General features: G+C 51.7%; 14 protein-coding genes, 3 tRNA genes and 1 pseudogene. 5 read left to right on the top strand and 13 right to left on the bottom strand.

Going from position 1 to position 18882, the window contains the following annotated elements:
* Nucleotides 1-214 precede the first annotated feature (214 nt).
* On the top strand, nucleotides 215-1690 hold the full coding sequence (locus tag AC2FF7_RS05905; protein WP_496905350.1) for a DUF2779 domain-containing protein: 1476 nt from the start codon (nucleotides 215-217) through the stop codon (nucleotides 1688-1690).
* A 194-nt stretch (nucleotides 1691-1884) separates the two neighbouring features.
* Here the strand turns inward: AC2FF7_RS05905 and AC2FF7_RS05910 are convergent, their stop codons facing one another.
* Both AC2FF7_RS05910 and AC2FF7_RS05915 read right to left on the bottom strand, forming a co-directional pair.
* Entirely contained in the window at nucleotides 1885-3627 is a 1743-nt protein-coding gene (locus AC2FF7_RS05910) for an adenylate/guanylate cyclase domain-containing protein (RefSeq protein ID WP_496905351.1), read from the bottom strand.
* Between the two features lie 397 nt (nucleotides 3628-4024).
* Entirely contained in the window at nucleotides 4025-4732 is a 708-nt protein-coding gene (locus AC2FF7_RS05915) for a hypothetical protein (RefSeq protein WP_496905352.1), read from the bottom strand.
* A 98-nt stretch (nucleotides 4733-4830) separates the two neighbouring features.
* On the opposite strand from AC2FF7_RS05915, the gene AC2FF7_RS05920 reads away from it, so the two are divergent.
* The 3 genes from AC2FF7_RS05920 to AC2FF7_RS05930 are packed head-to-tail and all read left to right on the top strand — an operon-like array spanning nucleotide 4831 to nucleotide 9415.
* Entirely contained in the window at nucleotides 4831-7212 is a 2382-nt protein-coding gene (locus tag AC2FF7_RS05920) for an ATP-binding protein (protein WP_496905353.1), read from the top strand.
* The gene (locus AC2FF7_RS05925) at nucleotides 7212-8891 is read left to right on the top strand and encodes a DEAD/DEAH box helicase family protein (RefSeq protein WP_496905354.1); all 1680 of its coding nucleotides are present in this window, start codon (nucleotides 7212-7214) and stop codon (nucleotides 8889-8891) included. The genes AC2FF7_RS05920 and AC2FF7_RS05925 overlap by 1 nt, the downstream gene beginning before the upstream one ends.
* Complete coding sequence (locus tag AC2FF7_RS05930; protein ID WP_496905355.1) at nucleotides 8888-9415, top strand: hypothetical protein; 528 nt, start codon at nucleotides 8888-8890, stop codon at nucleotides 9413-9415. Before AC2FF7_RS05925 ends, AC2FF7_RS05930 begins: the two co-directional genes overlap by 4 nt.
* On the opposite strand, the gene AC2FF7_RS05935 is transcribed toward AC2FF7_RS05930, so the two are convergent.
* The 10 genes and pseudogenes from AC2FF7_RS05935 to AC2FF7_RS05980 all read right to left on the bottom strand — a co-directional run bounded on the left by AC2FF7_RS05935 (nucleotide 9412) and on the right by AC2FF7_RS05980 (nucleotide 17356).
* On the bottom strand, nucleotides 9412-10020 hold the full coding sequence (locus AC2FF7_RS05935; protein WP_496905356.1) for an Eco29kI family restriction endonuclease: 609 nt from the start codon (nucleotides 10018-10020) through the stop codon (nucleotides 9412-9414). The two genes, AC2FF7_RS05930 and AC2FF7_RS05935, sit on opposite strands and share 4 nt — an antisense overlap.
* The gene (locus tag AC2FF7_RS05940) at nucleotides 9935-11155 is read right to left on the bottom strand and encodes a DNA cytosine methyltransferase (protein ID WP_496905357.1); all 1221 of its coding nucleotides are present in this window, start codon (nucleotides 11153-11155) and stop codon (nucleotides 9935-9937) included. Before AC2FF7_RS05940 ends, AC2FF7_RS05935 begins: the two co-directional genes overlap by 86 nt.
* Nucleotides 11152-11562, bottom strand: coding sequence for a very short patch repair endonuclease (locus tag AC2FF7_RS05945; RefSeq protein WP_496905358.1), 411 nt, complete (start codon nucleotides 11560-11562; stop codon nucleotides 11152-11154). Before AC2FF7_RS05945 ends, AC2FF7_RS05940 begins: the two co-directional genes overlap by 4 nt.
* 153 nt (nucleotides 11563-11715) lie before the next feature.
* Nucleotides 11716-11825: pseudogene (locus AC2FF7_RS05950) on the bottom strand (integrase core domain-containing protein); the annotation flags it as partial.
* Between the two features lie 117 nt (nucleotides 11826-11942).
* Entirely contained in the window at nucleotides 11943-13274 is a 1332-nt protein-coding gene (locus AC2FF7_RS05955) for a hypothetical protein (RefSeq protein ID WP_496905359.1), read from the bottom strand.
* Nucleotides 13275-13282: 8 nt separating this feature from the next.
* Entirely contained in the window at nucleotides 13283-14431 is a 1149-nt protein-coding gene (locus AC2FF7_RS05960) for a UvrD-helicase domain-containing protein (RefSeq protein ID WP_496905360.1), read from the bottom strand.
* Nucleotides 14432-14437: 6 nt separating this feature from the next.
* The gene (locus tag AC2FF7_RS05965) at nucleotides 14438-15808 is read right to left on the bottom strand and encodes a serine/threonine protein kinase (protein WP_496905361.1); all 1371 of its coding nucleotides are present in this window, start codon (nucleotides 15806-15808) and stop codon (nucleotides 14438-14440) included.
* 279 nt (nucleotides 15809-16087) lie between these two features.
* Nucleotides 16088-16162, bottom strand: a tRNA-Asn gene (locus AC2FF7_RS05970).
* A 129-nt stretch (nucleotides 16163-16291) separates the two neighbouring features.
* Nucleotides 16292-16366, bottom strand: a tRNA-Asn gene (locus tag AC2FF7_RS05975).
* 75 nt (nucleotides 16367-16441) lie between these two features.
* A complete protein-coding gene (locus AC2FF7_RS05980; protein ID WP_480865640.1) occupies nucleotides 16442-17356 on the bottom strand; it encodes an MBL fold metallo-hydrolase in 915 nt (304 codons plus the stop codon).
* A gap of 44 nt (nucleotides 17357-17400) precedes the next feature.
* Between AC2FF7_RS05980 and AC2FF7_RS05985 the strand changes: the two genes are divergently transcribed.
* Nucleotides 17401-18720, top strand: coding sequence for an ATP-binding protein (locus tag AC2FF7_RS05985; protein ID WP_480865639.1), 1320 nt, complete (start codon nucleotides 17401-17403; stop codon nucleotides 18718-18720).
* Between the two features lie 3 nt (nucleotides 18721-18723).
* Here AC2FF7_RS05985 and AC2FF7_RS05990 read toward each other — a convergent pair.
* Nucleotides 18724-18800, bottom strand: a tRNA-Ile gene (locus AC2FF7_RS05990).
* Nucleotides 18801-18882 lie beyond the last annotated feature (82 nt).

Below are 18882 nucleotides of genomic sequence, written 5' to 3' on the forward strand. Positions count from 1 at the left end.
GACCGATTTGCTCCAAAGAGACTCGACAAGACTTGGCAAAATTAGGCGTGTGACACCATTATAGTGTTCAGATATTGACGCGTCCGCACGATTGACTCGGCTTGGGGTAATTGGACCATTTACCGGCAAGTTTCGATCGCGAACTGATCGGGGTTTGGTTTGCCGACGCCGACCAAGGATGTTCTTTCAACGTCAGCGGATACGGGTGATTGACATGCAAATTTCCAAGTCAGACTACATGCTGTTTCTAAAGCATCCTGCCTGGCTCTGGATTAAGAAGCATGCCAAGCATCTCCTTCCGCCGGTGGACGCCGCTCTTCAAGCCCGCTTTGACGAGGGGCACGCATTCGAACCTTATGCTGAGGCACTCTTTCCTGACCTTATTCGCCTCGGTTTTTCGGATTTTGCGGGCTATCGATCTCTGACATCTCGCACGTCTGAAACTTGGCAAGAAGGGGTGCAAGCAGTTGCACAGGGCCGGTATGAGGTTGGCCCAATCACGTGTATCACCGACATTGTCAGTCGGGATGGCGACAGCTACGTCCTGACTGAGATAAAGAGCAGTACTTCAGCCAAACCAGAACACACCTTTGATCTAGCCTTTCAGCGTGTTGTTCTCGAGGGAGCTGGTTTGCCTATCTCGCGCTGCGAGGTTGCACTTGTGAATCGCGACTACGTCAGAGCTGGCCAGATTGATCCAAAGGAACTGGTCGCCATTACCGACATCACTGAAGCGGTTGATAATCAGATCGAAAACACGCGGGCGTGGATAGACCAGGCTTTAAGAGCGGCCCGCAGTGACACCATGCCTGATCCAGCCCCAGAACGGGCACGCCTGAAATCCTACGACGAATGGCTTGAAATTCGCGAGAAGCTTGATCCAACTTTAGAGCCAGACAGCATCCATCGTCTTCCGTTCATCAACGCGAAACAAGCCTCAGCTTTGATCGAGGCAGGGATCACTTCGATCGATGCTGTTGATGATCCTTCTGTCTTGGGCAAATCGACCCAGCGTTATTTGAGTGCGCGGGCCCGAGGTGGCCGCGCCGTTGACAAGGATGCATTAGATCGCTTCTTAGGCGAGATTGTTTATCCGGTTTATTACTTCGACTACGAGACATCACAAAGCCTGCTTCCCCCTTGGGATGGCACACGTCCGTATCAGCAAGTACCGTTCCAGTATTCCCTGCATATTCAACATGAACTCGGCGGTGATATTGAGCATAGAGAATACTTGCATCGCGATAAGAGCAATCCGATGCCAGCGCTTCTCGAAAGACTTCGAGCGGATGTCGGCGACGTGGGCTCCGTGTTGGTATGGTACGAGCCCTTCGAGAAGAGCCGCAATACTGAGATGGCAGCATCTTTTCCGGAATATGCGGCCTTTCTAAGCGATTTGAACGAGCGTGTGATCGACCTCATGAAGCCGTTTTCGGACGAAACCATCACCGATCCGGCGTTCATGGGCAGTGCTTCGATCAAGAAGGTTCTACCAGTTCTGGTCCCGGAGCTTGCGTACGACGACCTTGATATTCAGGAAGGGGCAAGTGCATCCCGGCTTTGGAAGGAAGTTACGCTGACCAATCCAGAAGCTTCGAAGCGTGACAAGGTTTATGCGGATTTAGTGGATTATTGCACTCGTGATACCTGGGCGATGGTGGCAATTCATAGGGCGTTGATGGGGATGTGAACGGCGCTGCGATTCAGGCTCTGGACCTATAAACAGGTCAAAACTTCAACGGCAGGTTTTACCAACACCAGACGTTCGCCGAAATCGAGCTAATGACTGCTGTGCGGACAAAACAGCCATCGAAAAATCCGGTCAGCCACCGAAAACGACACACCCGGCAATTAACTGCAAGTAGCGGGGTAACACTATGAGTATCACTCGGGCAGACCTGCCTTTTCGAGCATTTCGAGGAAGTATTCTTTGTCCTCATCAAGACGATACGGCAGGCGGCTCTGAACGAAGTCTCGCGTGTAACCCGGGCTGATTTCGCGTATCTGGCTGATGACCTGTGCAGCTTCGCTGCGCATGTCGAGCGAGGCAAAAATTGCAGCTGTGAGCGCTAGCGCATTGCTCGCCTGCGGCATGTGCGTGCGCACCTTCACAGCATGTGGCCGAGCCTCTGCGCTTCTTCTGAGGTGAAACAAGGCCCGCATGTAATGATTGTCGTAGAGTACCGGAAAGTGAGGGTTTAATCGCATGGCGTGTTCGAGGTTATGCATACCGTTGCCATGGTCGCCCGCGTAGATTTGCGCGAACGCGAGATAACTTCGGTAAGATGCATTGGACGGATACAACTCGCAGACTTTCTGCAATTCGGCCAGCGCGCGGTCATGCAACCCATCTCGCCAAAGGTACACCCACGCAAGCACAACCATCGCAAACGGCTCATCTTCGTCAACGTGCAAGGCCTTGAGAGCCGCATCCCACGCCTTTGAATACGCAAGGTCCGTATCCATGCCCCATGAATTCGTAGCTTCAGATATGTAATACCAACCGATTAATGAATGTGCGCGGGCATTTTCCGGTTCAAGTTCGAGGGCCTTCTGAGCGCTCTCAAAAGCACCGCGCGCATTTTCGCGGCCGACCACAAAAATTCCATGCTGCGCTTTAAGGCAAAAATGGTATGCCCCCAGACTGTCCGAGCTCTTCATCGCCCTTTTTCGATGCTGGCGTTCGATCTGACCCGCAAGCCGGTTGACGATCACCTCGGTTATTTCGTCCTGCAGGGAAAAAATATCAGTCGCTTCTCGGTTGTAGCGTTCCGACCAGACATCTGACGCCGACCCCGGATCAACGAGCCGGACAGTTATCCTTATCCGGTTCGCGGCCCTTTGAACCGACCCTTCTGCAATGTATTGAACCCCAAGTTCATCCGCAATTTCTGCTCTGGTCTTTGTAGAATTGCGATACGCAAAGCTGGAATGCTGCGCTATTACGAACAGCTCCTTGTAACGCGACAAATCGGAAATAATGTCATCGGTTATGCCATCTGAGAAGAATTCCTGATCCGGATCTCCGGACAGGTTCCTGAACGGGAGTACCGCAATGGAAGGCCGCTTCGGCACAGATTGCTTTGTCGCAGACGAACGCGCTTGCTGCGACGGCGCTGGTGACACACCGGGCTGAGACCACTGCCAGACCCGGACCGGCCGGTCGATGTTTTTGAGATGTCGCTCACCCAATTCAGAAAAAACCTGATCCAAATGGTCACGCACCTGTTCGTAAACTGCATCCGACACGCAGACTGAGCCTGGGTCAGCTTCCGCTTCTATTCTGGCAGCAACATTCACGCCGTCGCCGAATATATCGCCGTCTTCCAGAACTATGTCACCCACATGAATCCCGACCCGGAATGTCAGCTGTGCATTTGACGGGTTCAGCGACAGGTTTGTCTGGAAATCCAAAGCCGCTTTGGTGGCTTCCAGTGCAGATGCAAACTCCACAAGTAGTCCGTCTCCCGTCGATTTTACTATTCTGCCTCCTCTTGCAGACAACGCAGGTTCAATCACTTCCTGACGGACTACTTTTAATCCTTTAAGCGTCGCGCTCTCGTCATTGCGCATCAGACGAGAGTAGCCGACCACGTCGGTGACCAAGATTGCCGCAAGGCGTCTCAATGAATATCTCCACTGTTAATTGGAAGGACGGTATCCGCGCTTCAAAGAAATTGCTATCCTATCGAGCATTCATGGAGTTTGTCGATTTTGTTTCGATGATGGATTGGCTGCTTTGGGCTCTGAGGCGACATCTGAGTCTTTTTGTCAGATGTCAGCACTGGTACGCTGAGCGGTCGTTCGAGAACTTTCTCGGTTGGGTTCAGATCCAGCTTCTATAGCTGTCCTACTGCGCCCAATTGATAATCAATCATTTGCGGAAGTGGACTTATGGTGCAGATTACTCACGCATTTCTTCAATAAGCCATTCAAATTGCAACAGTTTCTGCAACAATCAGTAGTTTTCCGATGGCTCGTGAGGTCCACAGATCGCTGCTTCTGTCGACATAAACACTGATTACTACTCTTCCTCTATCAAAGCATGTAGCTGGTTTTTGAAGTAGTCGTTAACGGATTCGACAGCTTGGTAAACTGGAAAGCCGAAGTGGTCATCTAGTTCATCACCAGCTATGCACAGATCGTCCGGAACAGACTTTAAGCCATAGTAAAAGATCACCAGTGCAGAAGACGTCTCAACGTCGAAATCGAGCGCGTTTCCATAACTCGTTAGAAGCAGATGCGTACGGAATAATTCCGTCATAATTGAACGGCGTTTTCCGGCGTCATATGAACCATTTCCTCTTTTAATGTTGTAAGAGTTCAGAGTTCGCTTCTCCTTGTCGAATACAACCATGTCCAATGGAATTTCGCGCTCACATTCACCGTAGGGAAGATCGAGCTTAAGGAGCGTTTCCGTGTTCTCCACTTCTCGGCAAACTTGCAAAGACTGCGTTGATAATTTGAAAGACGGTTCACGCCAGACCTGAAGGCGTGGGCACTCGCTGAGCCGCGAGACAATCGCTTCTTCGAGCAAGGTTCCGTGCCTCTTGTAGGCCGAGCTGATGATGCTTGTGGCTCTAGAGTATTTTCGGCCGCCGATCGGATCTTCACGAAACCTCTTCGCAGCCAAACGTTCCAAGGTTGCGTCCACACTTGGCTTCAGTCGAAGCACCAAATCTGCAGCGTCAGATGCACCGGTCGAAGCAGATTCTCGATTGTGGTGATCCATCAAGGGATTTCCCGCTTGCTCGTTCCCTATGTTACCAGCAACATATAGTTATCATTAGTTCTTTTATCACTACCCAAGCCGAGCAAGGAGCGCGCTAAATGTCGCAAAGCGAAACCTCTTCCGAAAGCGTCGCCGAAGAATTTGATCTTTTGCCCGATCCTAGGGTCCTTCCGATGCTCGGGGAAATCAACCTGGAACAATGGCGTTGTATCTCGGAACTAGTGGATAATTCGATCGATGGGTTCATTCACGAGCGCCGAAATGGGAAAGCAGTGCAAAATCCCGAAGTATACGTGAACTTACCAAATGCGGATGTTGAAGGCGCGATGCTTGAAGTCCGCGACAACGGTCCCGGAATGACAGCAGAAACGCTACAAAGAGCTGTTAGTGCCGGTTGGTCCGGAAACAATCCAGTGGATAACCTAGGCCTCTTCGGCATGGGGTTTAACATTGCGACCGCGAGGTTGGGCTCAGTGACCGAGGTTTGGACCACTCGGGAAGGTGACAAGGAGTGGCATGGCCTCGAGATAGACTTCGAACGTTTGCGGCAGCAGAAACATTTTAAAACACCTCACCTGAAACGACCAAAAGCCGACCTTTTGCAACATGGTACAGAAATCAGGGTCAAATTGCTCAAGCCGCAGCAAAGATCGTGGCTTTCAAAAAGCTCGAACCAATCCAAGCTCAGAAAACGACTCTCTCAAACCTATTCTGCAATGCTTCGAGCGAACGGCTTGCCAATAACCTTCAGTCTTTTCGTGAATAACAAAAGGATCAAGCCACGGCTACATTGTGTTTGGTCAGAGGATCGCGTGACCTCTACGCCAGACCTTGGTGACATTCCTGCGGTAATTAACTTCAACTTTAAGCTTCAAACCCGGAAATACTGCAACAACTGTATGAACTGGGTGCACGGTGAACTCGCCGCTGATGATCCTTGCACTGTGTGCGGCTTGAGCGGTTCCGTAGTCAATAGGGACAGAAGCGTAAGGGGGTGGATCGGAATCCAAAGGTATTTGGACAAAACTGAATTTGGATTCGATTTGCTACGGAATGGTCGGAAGATCGAGATAAACTCAAAGGATTTGTTTTTTTGGCGATCCGACGATGCCGACGAGCCAGAATATCCAATAGATGATCAAAGGGGGCGTGGTCGGTTCGTTGGAGAGATCCATTTCGATCACTGCCGCGTCAGCTATGCAAAAGATCGTTTCGACCGCACTGACCCTGCTTGGGAGGAAATGGTTGAACTGATCAGAGGTGCGGGTCCATTGAGGCCAGAGAAGGCAAAAAGCCTTGGTTTTCACAGCAATTCGAGTCCGTTGTTTCGTTTGTTTAGGGCTTTTCGAAGAACAAGTCCGCAATCAAAAGTTGCAGGTGCTTGGAAAAAAATCGTTGTCGTGAAGGACAATGCTCGGGCGACCGAAATGGCGCGATCATTTCATGATGGGCATCCAAACTTCCAAGATGACACGAAATGGTGGGAGTTGGTTGAAGAGGCAGAGCATGAACTCTTGGTAGGAACACAGTCTGCAAATCCGGCGCCACCCACGCCAGCAGAGTTGGGGCTTCTCGAGGAAATGCTAGAACCTGAGCAGACTGGTCAAGATGGAACTAGTGAGCAAGTTGACGAGCCACAAGATGACTTGCCGCTCAGTTTCCCGAGGGAACGGATCGCCAGCCTGTCGAAGCAATATATTGAAAATCACTCTGGGACGTCATGGAGTATCGAGGCATTTTCGATTCTTGATGATGACGACATTTTGGAACCTGAAGAACCTTGGGGGTTAGAGCTTACAGAACCTGCAACCCGCAAACACAGCTTCTTTTTCAGAGCCGAGCATGAGGTTTTTCGCTCCTTGACCATGACACCCAAGGATGCGCTGCTGCTGGAGCTCGCCTGGAAGACCGCAGATTTTCTGAGGGGTACTCGGGCAGAACAGCCGCTATCCTTGCTTGTCGCTCAATTGCGCAAAACATACACTGAAGAGGAATTCCTAGATCCGCTAGTCATTCAGCCAGAGGCAACTGATTTGATTGGCATTCTGACTAGAGCCTTTTTGGCTGCCGTGGCTGATGAAGAACGCACTACGCTGTTCTCTAGTTTAACTGATCTCGATCAGAACAAGACTATGCGGGAGATGGCGCGCCGCAATGTCAGCCCGGGATCAGCCATTCAAGATGGTTCATTTCTCGAGTATGCGCCGGTTCAGGTGTTGGGCAGCCTAATAGATGATTTCCCTGAGTTTTTCTTTGACGGAAAGATCTGGGACGAGGAGTACCTTGGACTTGATTACGGAGACCCAGAACTAACAAATGAAGCTCGTGCCGTCGTAAGAAACAGATACAAGAATCTCGTTTCGGACGTGGGATGGCTCGCAACTAAGGATGTCGCCGACTTGGTTCATTCTTCGAGGGATGCACTTATGCGGGCGGTCGTATCGATGAGGATGCTACGACCAGATCATGAGTTTGATTGATGGGTGACCATTTTTTAGACGATCGGCGATTGTTGAATGGGCCGTGGCAAGCCTTCGAGCGGGACGTGGCGCGAGCGCTTGTTTATTCGGGATACGCTGACGTTCGTATTGTTGGCGGCAGTGGAGACAAAGGTGCAGATATCTTGGCCGTAAAGGGCGGTCAGTCTTGGGTGGTTCAATGTAAGCATACCACCTCTGCGTCACCTCAAAAAGATGCCGTTAGGCAAGTAGTCGATGCAGGAGAATACTACAAAGCCGACCGTCTACTTGTAGCGACCTCTCGACGACCCGGCGCCGGCTTTCAAGGTGAGGTTTCACGATACGCAAAATTAGGAATAAAGGTCGAAGTCCTTGATCCTTCATACCTGCAGGCACTTGGAAGAAAACTGCCTGAGTATTCGTCGGCACGGAGACAGCTTAGAGATTACCAGCAGGAAGCGCATGCCAAACTCAGAGAGGCCCTCGTAGACACGGGCCGAGGCCTTGCCGTTTTGGCCACTGGTATGGGCAAGACTGTTGTTATGGCGGAGCTTGTTGCTGACCTGTTCCGAGACAGTCTTGTCGAACACGACCGAGTACTGGTGCTTGCCGACAAGCGAGAGCTTGTGCGACAGCTACAGATTGGCTTTTGGAACCAGCTACCCAAGTGGGTGCAGACACATAGACTGTCGGGTGATGAAAATCCCTCATACTGGGAAGGGATTACCTTTGCGACGGTGCAAAGTGTTTTGTCACGGCAGGAAAAACTGCCTGCCTTTGGGCTTGTTCTGGTCGACGAAGCACACCACATTGGGTCGCCAACATTCTTACAGGCATTAGATGCACTAAAGCCTAAAATGCTTGGTGGGGTTACGGCTACACCTTGGCGTGGCGATGGTTTCGACATTGAAACGGTTCTTGGCCAGCCGTTAGTCCAGTATGGAATTTCTGAGGGTCTGGCTCGAGGTTTTCTTTGCGATGTCGATTATCGACTATTCGCTGACAACATCGATTGGAATTTTGTTCAAGAACGCTCTGCCTACAACTATTCAATCTCTCAACTGAATCGCAAACTTCTTATCCCTACAAGGGATCAAGAGGCGGCCCAGAGGGTGGCTCAAGTCTTTCACGATGAAAAAAGACGTGCTGGATTGGTCTTTTGCCCAACTGTTGAGCACGCCAAGGTTTTTTCAGGTATCCTGCGTTCGTTTGGCCTCAAGACGGAGACAATCTCTGCCGAACTTCCGGCTCGGGATAGAGATAAGTTGATGTCCTCCTTCAAACGGGGCGACATCGATGTTCTTGCTAGCGTCGACCTCTTTAATGAGGGGGTCGACGTGCCTGACGTAGATCTGATTGTGTTCATGCGGGCAACGCACAGTCGAAGGATTTTCGTTCAACAGATTGGCCGCGGACTGCGCGTAAGTGAAGGAAAGGACAAGGTGGTCGTTCTGGACTTCGTGACCGATCTAAGACGGATCGCTGAAATTGTGGAGCTTGAGCGAGCTGTTGCGAATACAGGCCTCGAGACGCTGCCACTTGGCGATAGGTTAATCCAGTTTGCGGATCACTCTGCAGGAAGCTTCATGCGAGAGTGGATGAAGGACCAAGCAGACCTAATGCTGAGGGAAAACGATCCGACCCTGGAGCTGCCGCGATTTGACTTTCCACCTCCGCGACACCCAGGAAATGTCCAATGAAGCTGCCAGAACATATTCGGACGGAGGTATTCGAAATGATCTGGGCGGAGGCGGATGAAGTCGGGTGGTTGCACCTCGATTCCTCTGAGAAGTCGCGCCTTTACTCATATTGGACAGAGGCCGAGGCAATTGGAGGTCGGCTAGGGGGCTATATGGATCCGCGGCAAGTTCGGGTGTATCTCAAGGATACGGTGTTGAAGTCTTACTCCATCGAGCGCATGTCGGACCCAACGATGGCCAGACGCGTTCTCCGAATAGAGGATGGAGCTATCGCTACTGAAATCTACACGAAACCTCATGGACAGAAACTGGATGACGGTCGAATAATCGCTTGGAGCAATGCTTCTGATTGGAAACTTACGCTCTTCGCTGTGTTTGAAAGAGCTTACCCAAGCCCGAGTTCCGTGCCATTTGGCGTAGTGTTGATTCCAAACACGGGGAAGTTCCGCACGCTGGAAGATAGGCGATTGGTTGAAGAAGCCGGGCGGAGGCTAGGCATTCAGAACATTGTGTGGCTTGATTAGGCGCTCCCCAACGTCTTGAAGTGGTTGGCAATCTTAACCCGCACATCGTCCGCCGTCGTCTCTCCCTCGGCCAGCTTGACTGCCCAAGGGCGACCCGGATGCAGTATATCCCACGATGATCGGTACTGTGTCGCGCGGCGTTTGCCGGGATCGTTGTTTCCGAAGCCATCCACAACGACATTCCAGAGCGGGCGATACCATGAGATTAGCATCCGCTCCGCCATTCGCACCCACACGTCATCAAGTACAAGGTAGCGGCAGCGGAAATCAGTAACGTCGAGGTTTTCAGCCTGCGTCACGGAAGTCGAGTGTTTCCGCAGGCGATCCGAGAGAGCGGGACCGGCGGGTGCGTCCCAATCGCCGCCCCGTCGCCCGCCTTTCGGATCAGCCTTACCCACATAAATCGGTGCCTCCAAAGTCTCACGGTTTATCTCCGCAAGCGGTTGATAGGCGTCAAAATCGCCAAGGTAGTAGATCGCATAAATTCCAGCGCCTTCGAATGGCTCTGGCGGGAGTGGCTCAGGTTCTTGTTTTAACAGCGCGCTTGCCGCGTTTTCGGCTAGGTGCTGTTTGTCCAACGGATTGTAAGGCGTTACTTTTCTCATGTGACAGTTCTATCTGGTCACGAACTGCCTTAGCAACAATCTCGGCGAGTTTTACAGGAACGGCGTTCCCAAGCTGACGCATCGTTTCCGTCCATGACCCGTGGAATCGGAAGTCGTCAGGAAATGTCTGTATGCGGGCGCTCTCTCGCTCTGAGAAATAGCGGATCGAACCATCGGGACGGCGAAGCATGTTCTCGCCACCGGGGACGCCGTGCACGCCAGCCTTGAGCGTTTTGGCGGGTTCATCGAGAGGGCTTCCCGTGTGCCCCGGATACGAGCGTGCGCCGGGAATGAAGCGATGATCCGCGAACTTCGCTGCAGCCTTCGGATGGAACTCTGGATCGGGTATGTCGTGCAAGGCATCGCGCACCGTTTGCCAAGGCATTTCCCGTGGCTTGTCCTTCAATCGAGCGGCGCGTGCCTGCTCGCGCACATTGGGGACCGGTTCTATGCCGTGCCGCGTCCAGTATTCGCCACTGCGCCACTTTGACCAGAGCAAGGCGTCCCGCGAGTGCGTAGCGTCTGGAAAGTGGAAGGCGGTAGTGAGGTCGTCACGGATGCCTACGATGAAGACACGCTCCCGCTTCTGAGGCACGCCATAGTCGGCTGCATTCAGGAGGCGGATTACGACGTTGTAGAGCAAACCGCCGCTCGCTCCGCTCGTTTCGTAGTCCTCAAGCCGCTTGAGGTGCTCAAGCCATTCCTCGCCATCGTTCGGAACGAGATCGGGATGACGAAGGCGCAGACGGATGTATTCGAGGTAGTTTGTGAATGCCTGCCGTTTCAGACCTTTAACGTTCTCGAAGATGAACGCCTCGGGTCGCAACTCGCGAACTGCGCGCGCGGCTTCGGGAAACATGTCGCGCGGATCAAGGAAGGCACGATGCTGACCGCCCATCGAAAATGGCTGGCACGGCGGGCCACCTGTGACGAGGTTCACTTTTCCTTTCAGCGGCGTATAGTCGAACTTCCGAACATCGCCCTTGTCCCAGCCATGCAGAGGCCACTTGGTGTTCTCGGCCAGTGTATCGCAGGCCCAGCGGTCAATCTCAACCACTGCTGCGTGTTTGTACCCGGCTTCACCAACCCCCAAACCGAGGCCTCCCGCGCCAGCGAACAACTCGACCGATTTCATCTCAAAAACTCTCTTATCTTATTGGCTAACAATTCCTCGTCAGCGGTTTCGCATTCCCAAACTTCTAGGACATCCCATCCCATTTCAGCCAGCGCCGCGTTGTTGCGTTCGTCCCTTGCCCGATTTCCTTCGAGTTTTGGCAGCCAAAAGTCCCGCCGCGATTTCGGCAAGCGCGCCAGCTTGCAAGCGGGATTGGGATGGCGGTGCCAAAAGCAGCCGTGGACGAAGATCGCCTTTCGGCGCGGCCCAAAAACAAGATCGGGTTTGCCGGGAAGGTCGCGCCGATGAAGACGATACCGATAGCCGAGTGAGTGGATCAGACGACGGACACGCATTTCTGGCTTGGTATCGCGCCCGCGAACCAATGACATGCGCTTTGAGCGCTCTTTTGGTGTTAACGTGTCCATACTGCATATCGTGCCTCTGCTTCAATATGCGCACAATATGATGGTTTCCTCAATCGGTGATTTTGTTCGTTTGATTGTCAAAACCCTTACGACTATAGCGCATCGGCTTTAGTTGAAATGACCCCTATACCCGGCTTTCATGGCCCTGCTTGCAGATGAGTGGCGTCTGACGTTGTTGTAGTCAACCGCCAGAGTGCCATTCTGTGGCGTGCGCCATTCAAACTGTCGAACCATTCTTCGTTCAGCAGTTCATCTCGGAGGCTGTGATCGACTATCACTGCAGGGCGCAGCTCAAGCCTTCTATGTTTATTATGATTTGCAGTATTGGCACTCATGAAAAACAGGCCACCGTATTAACTAAAGTGGGTTAATTCTGCCAGTTACTCGAAAAGATCACGTCGCCTATTTTGCGAGAGTTTCCGACTAATGTGGGTCGCTCGATCCAAAATATTCCTGAGCTCCTCAAGTTGTTCAGCGTTTACGCGACGGGCCTGTTCCAGTTCGAAATTCCGTTTCTCATTTTGACTGCTCTGATTGGACTTGAACCTCCCGCTAACATTACCAAACAAGTTCACTTTCATGCTTGTAGGTTGAGCCGTCCTGAATGCCGTGTTGCCAGGCCTCTCAGCTCGTATCATCGCAAGTTCATCGACGGAAATGTCACCTTCAACCTCGGAAAACAAGTTTGCGTTTTTATGCATGTCTCTAAGCACTCGCCGACCAAGGCAGTTCCCGACAGTAAGCGCGTCATTGCCACCTTGAAAAGATGAAACAACGCCAAACCAAAGTGCGGATGCAGGCATTTCGGCCAACAATTCTTCTAGAATGGGTAGCTGTTGGAACGAACCATTCCCAATCATTGACAATACCGCGCCTGCCAAGAATTCTTTCAATAGCGGTTCAGATTTCGATCCTTCAATTAGGGACAGTACATCTTTCGCCGTTCTTACACGTTCCTCCCTTGAATGAGTCATGCGCGGCAACTCTTTCGCCAGAAGGGGTATTTCATTAGTCAATGGAAGCAACCAATCTTGCGGTTTGCTCCCTGACTTTTCCGTTTCTTTAAGAGCCTGCGTAATACTCCGTCGGGGTTCTGGGATCTTTCTTGAGGGCTTTGCCAAAACCACATCCGCCACAATTTGCCAAATCTCCGTGATCTTTTTGGGGGACAGATGAAGTCGGTCCGAATTTTCTAACTTGCGAACCATTTCCCATCGATCCGCGATTTCCGGTATGATATTTGATGAATAACCTTGTCGGACCGCCTCTGCGAGCGATGCAGACAGAGTGGCCTCAACGGCCGATACTGAAATTCTGTCAATTGAGGTAATGCGCCCACGCGACTGAGCATAGACTTCCGCAATGGCAACGCCGACCAAAGCGTCCTCTTGAAAACTGACATCTTTGCGATTCTGAGAGATGTTTGACACTTCATCAAGTGACTCAAAAGGAACAACCCTGAAGTAAGCAGAGAAAGGTCTGTACTGCGCGGCGTAAGTTCCCACAAATGCATAGAAGTCCGAAAGTTTTGTTTTTGGAACGGAAATCACCGGAGGCCCCAAATCTTCATCGGCATCGTCGTCAAAGACGAGAGCAATATCTCCGTCAAACTTGCTCTTCATTTTCTGCTGTGTCAGCCGGACCGGCTGCGGTTTGAATTTTCCGCCCAACCAATCCAGCAGCGTTTCCCTGTCGATGATACAAATGCGCATTTCAGGTCCTACTCAAAGAGGTCATCGAGACTGGTCTTGGCAGGGGGTGCGGAGCACGCTTGTATTCCGTTTTCCAAGTATCCAGGCAGCGGTTGTTCGTGGTACACTGACAGAGATGTCTTGCACCTCGTTACGGCCGTGTAGCACATTTTTTTCTGCAGTTTGAAATTCTTCACAAAGTTCATGCCAAGAAGATGAACAGCCCGAAACTCCAATCCTTTGGCTCCATGAATGCTTGCAACGATGATCCTCCGCTCTTGTTCGATAGCGGCGTAGTTGTCGTCTTTCTGAATCTGGACTTTGTCAAAAATATCAGAAGCTTCAAGGAGGGTTGCGATTTCCTTTAGTTCTTCTTTTCTCGGACAAAGCACGCCTATGAGTTCATCGGGATATGCGACAAGCTGGTCCTTAATTGCAATAACAGCCTGACTAACCTGATCAGGCAATTCCAGTTCTTCGAATACCTGAACGGTAGATGGAAAACTGTCCTCGTCATAATTTGAGGTAGCCTCCATACCCTCCGGGTGGTTGACTAAGTTTTGAATGCCGTCAGCTACTCGGCAGACGTATATGCCATTTCGATAATGTGCACTTAGTTTGGACACCGTGACACCTGACTTCTCAAGCTCATCCAACGCCCCATCTTGTTCGGACAGGATTCTCTGTTTGCTGTCGCCAACCGCAAACAGACGAGTGGTAAATCTGGAGACCACTTGAATTTCGTCAGGGGAGTAGTCTTGGGCTTCATCCAAAAGAATGCAGTCGAATTGGTTTTCGGGTTTGTTCAAGTCTGCCAGCGCATGAAGGTCCTTTAGCAAACGCGATCTCAACGATTCAAAATCACTTGCATCAACTTTGACGCCGTTTTCTTGAAGTAAAGCTGTTGCCCATTTTACGTAGGTCTGGATCTTGTCTCCGTCGAATGGGTAGTGTTCAGAACCCGAAGCAAGAAATTCCCGAAGAACGCGGCCAAAAGCAAGGACAACTAAGTTGTTCAGGCCGTTCCGGTGCAAATACGAAGCCCTTAGAAGTAGGAGATTGGTTTTCCCGCTACCGGGTGGCCCCAAGACCAGATGGTGTCCGTCTGGGGCCAGTGATACCACCTTCTTTTGTTCCTCGTCTAAGTCGGAAGAGTTGGTCCACCAGGTTGTACCCATTGCAAATCAGCTTTCTAATTTGTGTAAATCCAAGAATTTTTCATTAGCGCTAGCGTCAGCATTTTGCGCAATTTCTACTGAGACATAGACACATTCTTCTAATACTTCGGCGATACTGTTTGCGGAAAACACGCCTTGAAAGACACTCACAGGATTTGGGAAATCATCCTTTGGTTCATCACCCAAATAGGCACAAACGCTAAGCGATATTCCGCCAATGTTGACATCCAAAATATTCACGTAAAAGCAGATGCTTAACCTTGAAGGCAGGTCGTGTGCTTTCGAGGGGCCAAAGCAAACTCTTATTGATTGCTCATCGCTAGTCACAGTGACTGGAGGTAAGCTAGATGTGTTGCTGTTTCTTATCCCCCGTATTTTGATCTTGATAGTTTCGATGACTGAGTGGAGTAGTTCACGCGGGTCGGCTTCTGGTTCATAACTAACATCCTGAAGGGCCTGCTTCGCGGCTTGGCGGCTTGTAACACGCACCTTCGCAGTATCGTCTGCGTCCAAGTCTGCTTCAGGAGGAAAGAAAGATTTCCAGTTTAAGATTTCTACTCGCACTTCCGGCTTTTTGGAGAGGCAGGCTTTTGCGAGGTCTACTAAATAACTCGGAACTGATTTGTTGTGGATTGTTGGAATGTCGTTTTGTACTGCCATTACCAGCCGAGCATAAGGATTGGATCTGTCTGCGAACAGCTCGGTCCTCATCAGCAGGTCATGTAGAACACCTCCAATTTGATAGAATGTGAGCGCCCTCCAGCCTTCAAGTGTGTCCTTCTCTTCTCTAATCAAGAACTCAGGGGAACTGTATTGTAGTGTCCCAACGAATGACTGCACACCTTGGTCGTCGGTTAACCCGACATCCCCAACGGGTCTAAGAACTCCAAAGTCAAGCAAAACTAAACGTTTGTAATCATCTAGAATTACGATGTTTTCCGGCTTTATGTCCCGATGAGTGAGGCCGAGCTCCTCAAGAAATCGACAGCAATCGGCAAGTTGAGAAATAAGTAGCCCAATATTCGCAGATGGTACGTCTTGCAAACACTGCTTAAGATTTGGTCCATCCAAGAACTCCATCATCAAATAGTGGTTTGCTGTGATCTGGTCGACGCCCCCTCCAAGTAACTGGACCATGTTTGGGTGGTGTTTGCCTACGAGTTGTAACTCTCTTTCTATTCTAGCTAACTGGGTTTCGTCACCGTATTTCTCAATCAGCTCATCGTCGAAAACTTTTAATGCGCATTTTTGGTCTTTTTGGGTTGCTAGAAATACTGCCGCAGATTTCCCGTGATTGATTAAGCTGACAATTTTCCAGCCCTCAATTTTCTGACCTTTGAGAGTTTCCTCTAGTTCCAGAGCTTTTACTTTGTCCAAACAGGTGTCCTCAAAAACTTGGATTACGCATATTTGTGCGCCGAGGGGTGCATATGCCGAGAGTACACGTTAGAAGAGAAGCCCCATGTGTTCAACGTCATACGTCATGACAATCAAGTTTGCTGGATCGTGAAAGATGTACCTATCGATGATGGTGACGACAACATTCCGTACTGACTTCTGAATAAGCAGCAAGCCACTATGTTGCAGAGATGTTGCAGAAAACATAAACCGCCCTTCGAGGCGGCTTTTTATCCACTTGTAATACAAGTGAAAAATTGGCTCCGGCGGTAGGGATCGAACCTACGACCAATTGATTAACAGTCAACTGCTCTACCGCTGAGCTACGCCGGAACGGTTCGCGCCGTATAGCAATCACAATCTCTGCCGTCCAGAGGGGAGAGGGAAGTTTTTTGACGAAAAAAATTCGACCGCAGGACGACGATCGTTTCATGCCAAATCAGTGTGCCTTCGAAGGGGATTTGGCTCCGGCGGTAGGGATCGAACCTACGACCAATTGATTAACAGTCAACTGCTCTACCGCTGAGCTACGCCGGAACTGAGGGCCGTATAACAACCTCGAAAATTGCCGTCCAGAGGGGAACGACCCGAAATAACGAAAAATTTTTCTGATCATGCAATTCGATGGAATTCGGCGTCTATAGCTAGGTTCCCTTTCGGTGAAGCCATTGAATTTACGGTTAAATCGACCAAATGAGCGAACACGTTGCGTTCGGCGGCAGGAAGCAACGCTTTGGGAGTTTCGATGTAGATACGCTCAGCCAATTGTCTCGCCGTGCCGGGTTGATCGGCAAGCGCACCCAGAATCTGTGCCTCGCGTGTCAGGCGATGCTGTATCAGCCAATCCAGCCGGGCAGCTGGATCAGTGATAGGAGCACCGTGTCCTGCGTGAAAGGTTGACCAAGTGCGGTCGCGCAGACGGTGACAGGCTTGCATAAAGTCCGTCAGATCTCCGTCCGGGGGTGAAACCAATGAGCTGGCCCATCCCATGACATGATCGGCGGTGAAACAGGTATCACCCCAGCCCAAAGCGATGTGGTTGCCCAAGTGCCCCGGGGTATGAATGACTTCAAGCTGCCATTCGTCACCTTCGATGGTTTCGCCATCGGCGAGTTCGATATCCGGACGAAAGGCGGTATCGATTCCTTCGCCGCCTCCGGCCAGGCCCTGTTGCGCCAGGTCCGCCATCACTGTACTGCGCCCGGCTTCGGGGCCTCCAAAAGCCAGAATCGGCGCGCCGGTGCGCTGCGCCAATAGAGCGGCGAGCGGAGAGTGATCCAGATGGGTATGCGTGACGATGATATGGCTTATGCGTTGACCCGCTTGAAGGGCGGATAGAATCGCGTCCAGATGTGTCTCGCTCATCGGTCCGGGGTCGATGACCGCGCAATCCTTTGTGCCCAGCAAATAGGTATTCGTCCCGCGATACGTCATCGGCGACGGGTTCGGCGCCAGAATGCGCCTAAGCCCGGTTTGTAACTCGACCGCTTGGCCGGGCGGTGGGTTGAAATCATCGGGGGCCTGCATTCTGCGCTCTTTCTCTTGTCCGATCAGCCCGTTAGGTTTAGCGCATGTCGAGTGCATGGCTCAAACCCTATATGCCGCGAAGTCTTTATGCGCGAGCGGCCCTGATACTGGTTCTGCCAGTGATCGTGCTGTTGCTTGTTGTTGGCATCGCCTTTTTGCAGAAACACCTTGAAGACGTGACAGAGCAGATGACCCGCACGGCTTCCCGAGAGGTGATGCTTGTGCTTGCGACGATGCAGGATGCCGAGACCCAGCAGCAAGCCATGGCCGAGATTCGGCCTGATCTGAGCGCGCTTGAGATGAAGGTGCGTTTCCTTGGCATCAATGAACGCCCCGAAGTTGGTTATCGCCGATGGTACGATTTCATTGCGCCGCAGGTCGATTCCGATTTGCATGCCTTTCTACCCAATCTGGTGGCAATTGCGCTGCCCAGCGGGGATGAAGCGCGCCTATATTTGAATACAGATTTGGGATTGTTGCAGCTTACAATGGATCGGCGACGCTTGTCTCCGGCTGCTCCGCACCAGTTGATCGTGACGATGGTGTTTTTTGCGGTCATCATGACGTCGATATCGTTCTTGTATATGCGCAACCAACTGCGTCCGATTACACGGTTGGCTGATGCAGCGCAGGCGTTTGGCCGTGGCAGGGTAGTACCGTACGCGCCCGGAGGCGCAATTGAGGTCAGAGCTGCGGGAAACGCCTTTCTCGATATGCGCGCCCGAATCGAGCGGCAAATGGAACAGCGCACCATGATGTTGTCAGGTGTCAGCCACGATCTGCGCACTCCCTTGACCCGTCTGAAACTGGGGCTGTCGATGTTGCCCGAAGATGAAGCCACGCCGTTGCAAAAAGACGTGGACGAAATGCAGCTGCTGCTGGACGCGTTTCTCGACTTTTCACGCGGTGCGGCGGAAGGCGCGCCCGAACAGGTGGATCCGTCTGAGTTGTTGAAACAGATCGTCAACGACGCCCAACGGGCCGGGCATACCGCTGAACTTGTCGCAACCGAAGGCTCTGGTACCGCCATGTTGCGTCCAACGTCGATCCGCCGGGCTGTCGAGAATCTGATCGGAAATGCTGTTCGATACGGAAATCGAGCTGAGGTCAGCCTATCGCTTACCCCCAAAACGCTGCGTATCCGGGTCGAAGATGACGGGCCGGGCATTCCGCCAGAACAGCGCACCGAGGCCGTGAAACCGTTCTCGCGCCTGGACCCGGCGCGCAACCAGAATCAAGGCAGCGGTGTTGGCCTGGGGCTTGCAATTGTTGCGGATATTGCCCGCGCACACGGGGGTGTTTTGCGGCTTGGGAAAAGTGCACGCCTGGGCGGGCTCAGCGCGGATATCATCATAGGACGGTAAATTTGGTAGGCCCGGCAGGACTTGAACCCGCAACCAAAGCGTTATGAGCGCTCTGCTCTAACCAATTGAGCTACAGGCCCGTCTGAGCGCTTTGAGTATCACGGTGAACGCCCGCGTCAAGCCTGACCGTTGCAACGACGGCCACAATCGACTAACCCGCGC

Source organism: Ruegeria sp. YTSC325 (assembly GCF_059609525.1).